Genomic DNA, 12,362 nt, shown 5'->3' with positions numbered 1-12,362 from the left:
ATAACGCTTACAAAAAACGAACTTATTCAGTATAAACGGTCGTGGCAAAAGGAGGATACAGAAATATGAAAAATCAGTTTGAGCCGCAAGCAGACGAACGACAGATCAAGGGTTCGGTGCCAAAAAAGGTAGACGCTCTGGACGTGGCTTTGGCCGTCACCGGACTGGGGATCGCCGCGCTGCTTCCGTATTATCACGCGCTGCCCACAAAAGATACTATTCGCACAACGGATAGGCCGGACAGCTTTCTGATCGACACGCCGAACCGGACCGATCTTCAGCCGAAAACGGAATGTGCCGCTTTTTCGAGCGCTTACATGTTGCGGCATCTGGGGGTCGAAACGGACGGAAATGAATTGTACAAAGGCTTTCCGCGCAAGCTGCTGGACGGTACGGTCGATCCGCGCGGGATTCTGGTTCTTTTCCGGCGTATGGGCTATCAAGCTTCGTTTTACCGAGGGAATATCGAGACGCTCAAAAAAAGGGTCAGCCTCGGCGTTCCCGTGATCGCGTTTATCAAAGTTTTTCCGGGTAAAAGATATGCGCATTTCGCTCCCGTGGTCGGGTATGACCGCGAGCATCTGTACCTGGCCGAATCGTTGAAGCACAAAACCAACTCCACAGCGAACGGCTACAACCGCAAACTGCCGATCTCCGAGCTGGAAAAACTGTGGCGGACGAATCCTTTTTACAAGCAGTCTTATATCGTGGTCGAAGGGAAAGCGTGAAGACGGTCAACTTGGCGAAAGGATGTTGGGTGTCCGATAAAAATCCATCAACGCGGTTTGAAATCCTTTGGCGGTCGCACTGTGCTCCCGGTTGCGGTGAGCGATCAGGCCGTGCGTAAAATTCATTTCGGGAGCAAAAGGCAGGACTTGAAGCGTGCCCGTCTGGATTTCGTTGCGGATCGCGATTTCGGGGACCAAGGCAAACCCTTTTCCGCAGCTTACATATTGTTTGATCATCTCCAGGCTGGGCAGCTCCAAAGCATCTTTTACCGTAATGCCGGCTTTTTTCAACACATCCGAGGCCGACGTATGATATAAGCACGACGTGCCGTTACTAATAAACAGTTGATCGCCGAGCACCTGCGCTCCCGCCTTCTGCACCTGCCGGGCGACGGGTTCCGATGCGGCAAACACGATCGTTTCTTCCAGCATCGGATCGAACAGCAGTTCATGCCGATTCGGATTTTGCGGAACGATGCCGAAGTCCAGTTCGTGATTCAATACGCCGTTTAGAATATCCTGATGCGTCCCGTGTTCGATCCGCACGTTCACGCTCGGCATGCTGCTTGTATAGGCTTGAATAAAAGGAAGCATTCGCGTCAGGAAAAAGGATTCCTGCGCCCTGATCCGGATCGTGCCGGACGGCTCGGTCAATTCGTGCATATGCTCGTCCAGCGATCGAATCAAATGGACGTATTGATACGCGTACTGCGCAAATACTTTCCCCGCCTCGGTCAGTTCCATGCCTCTCGGATAACGATGCACCAATTTTTGCCCGACGATCTTTTCCAACTGCTGAATATGCGTCGTGATCGTGGACTGCACATAACCCAAACGCTCGGCGGCCCGGCTGAAGCTTTTTTCCTCCATCAACGCGATAAAAGCCAGAAAAAACCGCCCTTCCAACGCATCAATCATGTTCGGATCAACCTTTCGTATTTCATTTTGAAATCATAAGCATTCGAATTATTCGTTAGTCAAATAGATGATTATATTATACGATCTCTTTAGTTATTTGTGTGAATAAAAAATAGTGAGGGAGATGCAATAAGATGAACATTCGTTATCGGCAGCAAAAAGTGGGAGAGGTTGATGTTTTTTATCGCGAAGCCGGTCCGAAAGACGGTCCGATTCTTTTATTGCTGCACGGATTTCCGTCGTCGAGTCATATGTTCCGTGACCTGATTCCGAAGATAGCCGAGCATTATCGCGTTATCGCGCCGGATCTGGCCGGTTTCGGGCAAACGCAAACGCCGCCGCACGGACAATTCGAGTTCACGTTCGATAATTTGTTCAAAATCATTGAAGGGTTTACCGAGGCATTGGCTTTGAATAAGTATGTCCTGTACGTATTCGACTACGGCGCGCCTGTCGGATACCGACTGGCCTTGGTTCATCCCGAGCGCGTTCAAGCGATCGTCAGCCAGAACGGCAACGCGTATCTGGAAGGGTTTAGCGAAGCTTGGGGACCTTGGGAGAACTATTGGCATTCGCCGACGCCGGAGAATCGCGAAGCATGCCGCGATTCCTTGGCGCCGGAAACGATACGGGACTTCCAGTATTTGCACGGAGCGGACGCCGACCTTGTATCGCCGGACGGATACTCGTTGGATATTGCCTATATGGAGCGTCCGGAAGCCGAAGAAATTCAATTGGACCTGATTTTGGATTATCGGACCAATGTGAAGCTTTATCCCGAATTTCAGGCGTATTTCCGACAGTACCAACCTCCATTTCTGGCCGTATGGGGAAAAAACGATCCTGCTTTCCTTCCTGCCGGAGCTGAGGCGTACAAGCGCGATCTTCCGTCTGCGGAAATTCATCTCTTGGATGCCGGACATTTTGCGCTAGAGACGCATACGGATGAAATCGCGGCGCTTATGCTGCGGTTTTTGGAGCATGTGGAAAAGGATTGACCGAGGAGGTAAGGTATGTGATCTTAAACGATTTTATGGATAAGCAATTTCCGGGCTTGCCTTTGCGCAAGCCCCTTTTCTACTCATGGGGCATCGGAATCCGCTTCGAGCTTGGCGATCCTGAATTGGACATGTCGGAAAAAGAACGCTACTTGCGCGAAGCCGGCGACCGGGCGGTACATCTGTATGGATGGCTGCATCAGGAAGAAGATAAACTGTTGGTGGTGACGAACGCTCATTTCCTTGATCGGCTGCGTCGTCATGAGCGGAAGCTGAATGTGTACCGCCGTCGGGTCAACGATTATCGGATATTGAGAAAGCTCAGTCAGGTCGCGATTCCGTACATTTATGCTGACGGAGAAGACGACGAAAATATCGAAACGCATCGGTTTGTGTTGGAGTGCCAAAGTCGGGATCTCCGATCCGCGCATCTGGTTCGATCGTTGTGCAATGCGGATTTTAATATCAAACCGTCGATCAAGCATGAGGTATACGTGATTAACAAAACGACCGGGACAATCTTTCATGTCTACGACGATCGGGGCTGCGATGTGATCTCGACTTCGACGGACGCATTACGCGAAGTGTATACGGCTTGCAATGATTGGGTCTTAGAGTACGACCGTCAACGAATCGAAACCATATTTGCTTAAAATCTGCGCAAGGCACAACCTGATTAACGATTTTTTATCCAAGCGGGAACCGACAGGAATTTGCCGCGTACCCGTTCCGCGGAAATCGAAAAGTCTTTCGGATCATGTTGGTTTGTATGACGGTTTATTTGCTGTTTGCAGGAAAAATTTGGATTAATGCAACACGAAAAGAGGACGACAGATGATTCATGGAACAGCTTTTGAGCGTAATTTGGATCATAAGCCACCAACTGAATGCGAAAAGGCGGTCAGACCTTTTGCTTCCGAGAGGAGTGCCCCATGAAAAAGTCGTCGTTGTCGTTTGCGCTGAGAGGAATTTCGCTGCTGTTGGGCATTGTCGGCATATTGCTTGTACTGCGGAGTACGGAGTTTGGACTGGCTCAGGCGGATTCGTTGACAAGCAGTCAGGATGAGTACGGTTCGGGAACGAGGTTTTGGTTGGTGCAGCAGAGCGGAATTGCCGCTTATCGGACGCTCGGAGCTATTTTGGCCGGAGTAGGGCTATTTCAGGCGTTACGTCCGTTGAGTCGATCGGAGATGCAGCGCATTACAGTCGCTACTGAGCAGGAATCGGATGTACGTGTGGCAAATGCTTTGCCGACATCGGGTTTTGCGCAGGAAAGAACGGGCAGCGTCCAAGGTCCGCGTACGGACTCGGCTTTCCGTACCATTCAAGCCTCGCCGCAGAAGCTGTATTGGGCATTCGTTGATCCGGACGTGCTGGTTCGCTGGCTGCCGCCGGAGGGCATGAAGGGGAAAATCGAACGCTTCGAACCGCAAGCGGGCGGTGCTTACCGGATGGTTCTGACCCATCTGAACGGATCGGGATCGGCTGCGGGAAAGTCGTCAGCAGACACGGACATCGTGGAAGGGCGGTTCGTCGAATTGATTCCCGGAGAAAAGATTGTGCAGGCGGTTACGTTCGACTCGCCCGATCCTGCTTTTGCCGGAGAAATGCGTATGACCTGGAAGCTGCAAGCGTCAGGCAGCGGGACAGAGGTCATGGTGACTTGCGAGCAGGTGCCGAGCGGAATCGGACAGAAAGACCATGAGCAGGCCCTGGCCTCCACGCTGCAAAATTTGGAACGGATCGTGAGTTAATCCACCGTTAAGCCGCCGATTATAGATCTGCGGCTTTTTGATTCGGGCGCAGCGCTATTCAAAACACCTTTACATGGCCTGACTTTTGCCGATATTCGCGCGGGCTCATACCGGTCCAACGCTTAAACTGCCGGCTGAAATGAGGCAGGGTGGAGTATCCGAGCATAGCCGCGATTGCGGTGAGAGCGAGATCCGGTTGCTGAATAAGCTGTTTGGCTTCGTGAAGCTTAAGCTCCGACAGATAGCTGCGCGGCGAAGTGCCGTATACCTGACGAAATACTTCGAGCGCGTAACCGGGGCTGATACCGAGATCTGCCGCGATCTGCTCGATTCGGATATCGCCGTGCTGAAGCTTCTGCTCCTGAACGTTTTCCATGCTAAAAGCCGACTTGATCGACTGGGCAATCAGAGTCGCGTAGTGTCCGGCCGTCGGCGATACGCTCGTCTCCGTGTGATTCGAAGCATACTCTGCAAGCAAATGCAGCACTTCAAACAATCCGGCCTGAATACGAAACAGATCTGCGGTAGTATATTGGCCGTCGCTATGGATCAACCGCACCCATTTTTGCATCGTGGATTTCAAACGTTCGTTATCCTCGCTGCCGGAACGGAAATGCAGCGGGCCGCAGCGACGCATCGCTTGCCGGAACAATGGATCGTCGAGATTGAAATGCGCGATAAAATAATGCAAGCCTTCCGGCTCCCGGCAATCTGTCGCATGGCGCACGCCGGGCGGAATAAGCAGGATATCGCCTTCGCGCAGATCGTATCGGATTCGCTCCAGCCTCGTACGTTGCGAGCCGCGCAGGATCAGCATCAGCTCGAACGCCGTATGCGATTCTTCGGGCACCTTCCAGCCGCAGGGGACTTCCTGGGTATGCGCGCCGAACAGCTTCACGTTCCAATCGATGGCCGGCATCCAGCTTGATTGCGGCGATAGATAAGAGCGGTAATTTTCAGGGATTTCGATAAGATTCACCACCTTGGATTAGGGCAAGTTTTGCTTGGATTAGCGTATCTGCATTTGTGAAAGCGATTGCTATAATGACTGTAACGTATTGGTTTCAGACACGCAAGACCAAGGAGGAAACGCAAATATGACCCGTTTGAACATTCAACATTTTTATACGGACGAACAAAACGCTTGGCAAAAGAAAGAGTATAAACAAGTCGAAGGTAGCGCCAATTTGTCGTTTACCGGGCAGCAATTCCAACAGGTCGAAGGCTTCGGAGGCTGCTTCAACGAATTGGGTTATCGGGCGTTGGAGCATTTGGATCAGGAAAAGCGTCAGCAATTGATGCACGCGCTATTCCACCCGGAAGGCGAGCATCGGTTCACGGTTTGCCGACTCCCGATCGGGGCAAGCGACTATGCGGAAGAGTGGTACAGCCATAACGAGCACGACGGCGATTACGGGATGCAGCATTTTTCGATCGAGCGGGATTTCAAGTCTTTGATTCCGTATATTCGCGAGGCGTTAAGCTATAATCCGGATCTGAAGCTTTTTGCCTCGCCGTGGAGCCCGCCGACCTGGATGAAGACGCCGAAAGCTTATAACTACGGGACATTACGCTGGGAGCCGGAGGTACTGAAGGCATATGCGCTGTATTTCGTGAAGTTCGTGCAGGCTTACCGCGAAGAAGGGATTACGATCCATCAGATCCATGTGCAAAACGAGGTCATCGCGGATCAAAAGTTTCCTTCGTGCGTCTGGACGGGCGAGCAGTTGCGCGAATTTATTGCCGACTACTTGGGCCCGGCCTTCGAGGAGCACGGACTGGATACGGAGATTTGGCTCGGCACGATCAACGCGCCGGACCCGTGGGAAGAGCTGATCAAGAAAAAAACGACCGATTTCGACGATTACGCCGCCGTCGTGCTGAGCGATCCGCAGGCATATCGGTATATCAAAGGGGTCGGCTATCAATGGGCGGGCAAGCACGCGATTCAGCGAACGGTTGCCAGCTATCCCGAACTGCGTTATATGCAAACGGAAAACGAATGCGGCGACGGCTTGAACAGTTGGGGCTACGCGCGTTACGTGTACAATCTGTTCCAGCACTATTTCGCGAACGGCGTAAATGCTTATATCTACTGGAATATGACGCTTGAACCGAAAGGCCGCAGCACATGGGGCTGGGAGCAGAATTCGATGGTGACGGTAGAACCCGGAAGTGGGCAACTGACGCTCAACCCGGAGTATTACGTGATGAAGCATTATGCCCGTTGTGTCGTGCCCGGCGCTTACCGGATCGGACTTGCAGGGCCATGGGCCGGTAAGTCCACGGCGTTCCGCAACCCGGACGGCAGCCTCGTGGTGATCGTGAATAATCCGTTTGCGGACAGTCGGGAATTGGATTTGGAACATGACGGACAGACGCTGCGTTTTGAGCTGGCGGCGGGTTCGTTTAATACGATTGTGATCGGGTAGGGCTAATCGTCGACGGTAAAAAAAAGCTTCGCGGGAAAACGACGCCGCGAAGCTTTTTGGCATGTTTAGCAAGAAAGTGAGGAAGCGCTTTAGATTTTATATGCTTATCTTGCTTTATGACATGCACATCATACATCCTGACATTCTCTATTTAACTGCTTTCCTTTTATACTGGGATTGTTATCAGTAATTAAACTGGGATCATGCCATGCAAGTCGTTTGCGGCTACCGGGCAGTCTTGGTATTATCGGTTCAGTATTGCTTATAGCGTTAAACCTAGTCCGAAATGGAGGATTTTCCCTTGCCTATTTTCTTCGATTCCAACCATCAAACGTTCCATCTGCAATCGGCGGCATCCAGTTACGTGATCGAGCTTGTCGAGTCGGCGCACCCTGCACATGTATACTGGGGACCCAAGTTGTCTCAGGAAACGTTCGATAAACATATTTTCTCGATTGAGCGTTGTTCGTTCCACCCGAACCTGAGCGCGGATGCGATGCAATTCTCGCTCGATACGCTGCCTCAGGAATATCCGTCGTACGGCAGCGGCGATTTCCGCGAGCCTGCTTTCGAAGCGCGTTATGCGGACGGAACAACGATCAGCCGCCTTGTGTATGAGCGCCATGAGATATTATCCGGCAAGCCTGCGCTTGAGGGACTTCCGGCGACTTACGTGGAACATGACAACGAAGCGGATACGCTGCATCTGCATTTGCGCGACGAATTAACGGGTCTGCGCGTGGTGCTGAGCTATAGCGTATTTAACGGGCTGGACGTCATTACCCGCTCGGTTCGTTTTATCAACGAGGGGCAAGACGCGATCGCGCTCGGCCGCGCGCTCAGCGCCAGCGTAGACTTCAACCATAGCGATTTCGAGTTCATGCAGCTTTCCGGCGCATGGATTCGCGAGCGTCATATTCACAAGCGCGATCTGGTCCCGGGCATCCATCGCATTGACAGCAAGCGCGGTTCGAGCAGCCACAACCAGAACCCGTTTATCGCGTTGCTTGCCAAAGATTCGGGCGAAGACTTCGGCGAAGTGTACGGATTGAGTCTGGTCTATAGCGGTGGCTTCCTGGGGCAGGTCGAAGTCGATTCGTACGGAACGGCACGCGCGCAGCTCGGGATTCAGCCGTTCGACTTCGAATGGAGACTCGAAGCGGGCGAAACATTCCAAGCGCCGGAAGCGGTCATGGTTCGGTCTTCGGAAGGGCTCGGCGGGATGTCGCGCACGTATCACAAGCTGTACCGTACCCGCCTAAGCCGCGGTGAATTCCGCGACAAAGCGCGTCCGATCCTGGTCAACAACTGGGAAGCGACGTATTTTAACTTCAATGCGGACAAAATCAAAGAAATCGCGGCATCCGGCCAAGAACTGGGCATCGAATTGTTCGTGCTCGACGACGGCTGGTTTGGCAAACGCGATAGCGACGACAGCTCGCTCGGGGATTGGTTCGAAGATTCCCGCAAGCTGCCGGAAGGATTGTCCAAGCTCGCTAGCGATATTACCGCGACCGGCATGGAATTCGGATTGTGGTTCGAACCGGAGATGGTATCGCCGAACAGCGAACTGTATCGCAATCATCCCGATTGGTGCCTGCATGTGCCGAACCGCAGCCGAACGGAAGCAAGACGCCAGTTGATTCTCGATTTGTCGCGTCAAGACGTCTGCGACTATATCGTGGATTCCGTGTCCAAAGTGCTGGAATCGGCGCCGATCACTTATGTAAAATGGGATATGAACCGCAACATGACCGAGATCGGTTCGGAGTTGCTTGCGGCCAATCGCCAACGCGAGACGGCTCACCGGTATATCCTCGGCTTGTACGACGTGCTGGAACGCATCGTGTCGCGCTTCCCGCATATCCTGTTCGAAAGCTGCTCCGGCGGCGGCGGACGCTTCGATCCCGGCATGCTGTATTACATGCCTCAGACTTGGACGAGCGACGACAGCGATGCGGTCGAGCGTCTGAAGATTCAATACGGAACGAGCATCGTGTATCCGGCGAGCAGCATGGGCGCGCACGTATCCGCGGTTCCGAACCACCAGGTCGGCCGCCTCACGCCGCTCGAAATGCGCGGACACGTCGCGATGAGCGGCAACTTCGGCTACGAACTCGACCTGACGAAGTTCACCGAAGAAGAGAAAACGGCAGTGAAAGCGCAAGTTCAACAATACAAAGAACTGCGTGACCTGATCCAGTTCGGCAACTTCTACCGGATCAAAAACCCGTTCGAAGGCAACGACACCGCTTGGGCTTACGTGTCCGAAGACCGTTCCCAAGCATTTGCCGCCTACTTCCGCGTACTCGGCGAGCCGAACGCGCCGCTGCGCCGCATGAAGCTCAAAGGCCTTGATCCAATCAAACGCTACACCGTCGAAGGCCGTCTAGGCACAGGCGAAAGCGGCCAAGTCTACGGCGGCGACGAACTCATGAACTTCGGCCTTCCTCTGCCGATGCTAAACGGCGACTTCCAAAGCGTACTCTACGTCATCCGAGAAGTCTGATCGCCTGATCGGTAACGGAGTCAGGAGAGACGGTCGAATAGGGAAGGGGAGCGGCCGAGTAACGCCGCTTCCTTCCGATTCGAACGCAAAAAGCTGTTCCCAGCCCGTATTCCACGGCCGGAACAGCTCTTTTTCGTGCGAATTCGTAAGCTCGACTATCTCATTGCTACCCGGATTCGTTCCCCCGCTCCCGCCCCAAACCGACTAGGGTGTGTACGCAAACCCCGAAGGGCGCAGATTGAGCTGAATTTTCGTTCTCATCCAGGAACTTTTCCGAAGGCGTGCCGGGGCACGTCAAGGGAAAGTGACGTAGAGGAGGGCGAAAAGGCAGCTCAAGATGCACGTCGCCTGAGTTTGCGTACACGCCCTAGATAAATCCCGCCTTCTCTACAGTTTTCACTACCACTTTCCTCGAAATAAGTGCAGGACTTCACTTATTTTTCTCCAGATCCGCCTTTTCTAATCAATAAGTGCTCAAATGCAACTAATTCCTCTTCCTATCGCCAAATCTCTTTGTTTCCGCTCAAATAATTGCATCTGTACACTTATTTTTGATTTCAATCCCAATCACGTCGAAATAAGTGCAGAACTGCATTTATTTCTCTTATTGCTTCTCTCTTTTCTTTAAACTCTAACCCCCACCGTGGAAGGCCCCAGCAGATTGTGAAGCATTTCGAAGAAATGCACTTCGGAAGCCTATGCTGGCAATTTCTCCCGCAGCGCCACCCTTCCACCTACCCCCTCAAATCATGCTCCATCACCAACAAATTATTTTTCATCTCCTTCATCCCGTTCCGCGACAGCTTACCATTCTCGAACATCCGCTGAATCTCGTCGCGTTCCAGTTGAATGCCTACACGGGCTACCTCGTCCAATTCCTCCTCGGAGCTTCGACGAGCAGCGAGGGCTTCGGGATCTTTTTCCCGACGAAGCTGGAACTGTTCATACCGCAGCAGTGCCACATGAATATCTTCCGCTTCGATGTCCGTTTGATCGGAGGCCAACAGCGCTTGAAGCCGTTCCACGACGTGATCGCTAACCTCTGTTTTAAACGCGTCTTCGGAACGTCTGCGTTCTTTCAGCGTATCGGCGGACGGATCGACGAATTGTCTCAATTGCTTCATGCTGCCCCGAGGCAGCCGCCGCAGTTCGGTCAGATAACTTCGATCGCGGGTATACCGATACAGCAGCTTGTTCAACTGACGCACAAAGCGATAAGCCACGAACGGATTGACTTGTTGGCTGCGTGCCGCTTGCGTCGCATATTCTTTTTGCCACTTGAGCGTTTGGATCATCAGGGTCTGCGGAGACTCTCCCAGTTGAGACGTTTGCTTAAGTTTGAAAATACGCTGGTTGTACATATGGGCGACGATTTTCACCGCTGTGCCGTTTTCCGTGTTCGCTTGATCGTTCAGCGCAACCACGACGCCGCGTAAAATCTCAAGCTCTGCCTGTACATCTTCGTTTTCCGGCGTCTCCTCGTTGTGGATCAGCAGCGGAAGGAGGTAATTGGCAGCCAGCAGCGTCCAAAGAATCACCCCGGCGGCCAGGAAAATAATGAGGTGGCGTTCGGGAAAACGGGTGCCGTCATCGAGCAAAAAAGGCAGCGACAGCGCACTCGCGAGCGTGATCGTACCGCGTACGCCGGCGAGGCTGAAGATCAGAGCGTTTTTGAATCGGCCGGGCTGCGCATGACGATGTTCGTTACCGCTGTCTTTCGCCTCCGTCACCCGGGTCAGCAACACCCAAACAAATCGAATACCGAGCAGCAGAACCGTCAGCAGCAAGGAATGGCCGATCGCTTCGAGGTTGCTGATTTCCCGGCTTTCCCAGATCGTACGCACGATCTCCGGCAGTTGGGTACCGAGCAGCAGGAACACCAGGCCGTTTAGCACGAAAATGATCACCGACCAGGTACTTTTGGAAACGATGTTCAGCTTGGCGATCTCGGGATTCAGCTTGCGGTAGCCGATCGAATGAGCGACCCCTGCGCTTACCGCCGCCAAAATGCCGTTGACTCCGAGCTTTTCTGCCGTCAGGAAGATCAGGAACGGCGTCAGCACTTCGATCAGCATATGCAGCGTGACCGTCTCCATCCCGAGCCGCCGCAGCCACATCACGAATATTTGCTTCAAAAACGTCATGACCAGACCCAGCGCGATTCCGCCAAGCGAAATCCCCACGAAAGCCAGACCCGCCGACCAGATCGAGAACGCTCCGGTCACCATCGCCGCTACGGCGAATTGGAACGATACCAGACCCGAAGCATCGTTGATCAGCGACTCGCCTTCCAGAATCTTCATCGTCCGATGCGGGATCGCGACTTTATCCTCCAACGCTCCGACCGCAATCGCGTCTGTCGGAGCGAGCGCTGCCGCCAACGCGAAAGCCGCTGCTAACGGAAGAGACGGAAGAAGCCAGTTCAGCATATAGCCAAGCGAAGCTACCGTGACGAAGACCAGACCGAGCGCGAGCAGCAGAATCGGTTTCCGCAAACTCCAAAACGATTTCCGGTCCGTCATGCGCCCGTCGTTGAACAGCAGCGGCGCGATAAACAGCAGCAGGAACAACTCCGGATTGAGCGTAATCTCGAAATGCGTCGGCAAAAACGTCAATCCGACGCCGAGCGCGATCTGAATAATCGGAACCGATACCGAAGGAACAAAACGATTGATCAGATTGGACAGCGCAATCGCCGATAGCATCAACAAAATAAGTTCGAACATTTCCAAGTGCGTCACCGTCTTTCTGATAAGGAGTTCGTAACGTGTCTGTTCATACATACTTGATTTCCAGGAAAATGTATACCCTTAAGCGATATAATGGAGTTGAAATGTTAGGATCATCCAAGCCATCACAGATCGTATTCGCATGGATCGGGAGGATTACGTAATGGGTGGATAAGCGTTATTTTCAAAAAGGTCGCGTGGAGCTGCCTATGCTGGAAAGCTGGAGATTCGATGACGATTCGGACGTAATGCAAAAAATGCTCATTCATTTGGAAAATCGGGATCAGCTTACGC

9 protein-coding genes are annotated in these 12,362 nt (G+C 52.8%); 6 read left to right on the top strand and 3 right to left on the bottom strand.

The genetic code is table 11. The annotated features are described in order from the left end of the window. Nucleotides 1-65: 65 nt before the first annotated feature. Nucleotides 66-728, top strand: coding sequence for a cysteine peptidase family C39 domain-containing protein (locus WKI47_RS08795; protein WP_340226780.1), 663 nt, complete (start codon nucleotides 66-68; stop codon nucleotides 726-728). 6 nt (nucleotides 729-734) lie between these two features. Here WKI47_RS08795 and WKI47_RS08790 read toward each other — a convergent pair whose 3' ends face one another. Beyond that, nucleotides 735-1,646 (bottom strand): LysR family transcriptional regulator, encoded by a 912-nt coding sequence (locus tag WKI47_RS08790; protein WP_340226779.1) that lies wholly within the window; start codon nucleotides 1,644-1,646, stop codon nucleotides 735-737. A 134-nt stretch (nucleotides 1,647-1,780) separates the two neighbouring features. On the opposite strand from WKI47_RS08790, the gene WKI47_RS08785 reads away from it, so the two are divergent. The 3 genes from WKI47_RS08785 (at nucleotide 1,781) to WKI47_RS08775 (ending at nucleotide 4,398) form a co-directional block, all read left to right on the top strand. Beyond that, complete coding sequence (locus tag WKI47_RS08785; RefSeq protein WP_340226778.1) at nucleotides 1,781-2,644, top strand: alpha/beta hydrolase; 864 nt, start codon at nucleotides 1,781-1,783, stop codon at nucleotides 2,642-2,644. A 17-nt stretch (nucleotides 2,645-2,661) separates the two neighbouring features. Next, entirely contained in the window at nucleotides 2,662-3,297 is a 636-nt protein-coding gene (locus WKI47_RS08780) for a DUF3885 domain-containing protein (protein ID WP_340226777.1), read from the top strand. A gap of 279 nt (nucleotides 3,298-3,576) precedes the next feature. Beyond that, entirely contained in the window at nucleotides 3,577-4,398 is an 822-nt protein-coding gene (locus tag WKI47_RS08775; RefSeq protein WP_340226776.1) for an SRPBCC domain-containing protein, read from the top strand. Nucleotides 4,399-4,456: 58 nt separating this feature from the next. Here WKI47_RS08775 and WKI47_RS08770 read toward each other — a convergent pair whose 3' ends face one another. Further along, entirely contained in the window at nucleotides 4,457-5,377 is a 921-nt protein-coding gene (locus WKI47_RS08770) for an AraC family transcriptional regulator (protein ID WP_340226775.1), read from the bottom strand. 118 nt (nucleotides 5,378-5,495) lie between these two features. Between WKI47_RS08770 and WKI47_RS08765 the strand changes: the two genes are divergently transcribed. Together WKI47_RS08765 and WKI47_RS08760 are read left to right on the top strand one after the other, a co-directional pair. Further along, nucleotides 5,496-6,830, top strand: coding sequence for a glycoside hydrolase family 30 protein (locus WKI47_RS08765; protein ID WP_340226774.1), 1,335 nt, complete (start codon nucleotides 5,496-5,498; stop codon nucleotides 6,828-6,830). 301 nt (nucleotides 6,831-7,131) lie between these two features. After that, nucleotides 7,132-9,339, top strand: coding sequence for an alpha-galactosidase (locus WKI47_RS08760; RefSeq protein ID WP_340226773.1), 2,208 nt, complete (start codon nucleotides 7,132-7,134; stop codon nucleotides 9,337-9,339). A gap of 734 nt (nucleotides 9,340-10,073) precedes the next feature. Here WKI47_RS08760 and WKI47_RS08755 read toward each other — a convergent pair. Then, entirely contained in the window at nucleotides 10,074-12,065 is a 1,992-nt protein-coding gene (locus tag WKI47_RS08755; protein WP_340226811.1) for a Na+/H+ antiporter, read from the bottom strand. Nucleotides 12,066-12,362: the final 297 nt, after the last annotated feature.

Origin of the sequence: Saccharibacillus sacchari (assembly GCF_037722395.1) — a bacterium.
GTDB classification, from domain to species: domain Bacteria; phylum Bacillota; class Bacilli; order Paenibacillales; family Paenibacillaceae; genus Saccharibacillus; species Saccharibacillus sacchari_A.
The sequence above is the reverse complement of the archived record's forward strand: the minus strand, read 5'-3'. Positions and strand labels throughout refer to the sequence as shown.

What these genes read in the sequence shown, in the direction of transcription:
- WKI47_RS08785 (WP_340226778.1), top strand. Translation starts at nt 1,781, where the DNA reads ATGAACATTCGTTATCGGCAGCAAAAAGTGGGAGAGGTTGATGTTTTT.
- WKI47_RS08775 (WP_340226776.1), top strand. Translation starts at nt 3,577, where the DNA reads ATGAAAAAGTCGTCGTTGTCGTTTGCGCTGAGAGGAATTTCGCTGCTG.
- WKI47_RS08765 (WP_340226774.1), top strand. Translation starts at nt 5,496, where the DNA reads ATGACCCGTTTGAACATTCAACATTTTTATACGGACGAACAAAACGCT.
- WKI47_RS08795 (WP_340226780.1), top strand. Translation starts at nt 66, where the DNA reads ATGAAAAATCAGTTTGAGCCGCAAGCAGACGAACGACAGATCAAGGGT.
- WKI47_RS08755 (WP_340226811.1), bottom strand. Translation starts at nt 12,065, where the DNA reads ATGTTCGAACTTATTTTGTTGATGCTATCGGCGATTGCGCTGTCCAAT.
- WKI47_RS08790 (WP_340226779.1), bottom strand. Translation starts at nt 1,646, where the DNA reads ATGATTGATGCGTTGGAAGGGCGGTTTTTTCTGGCTTTTATCGCGTTG.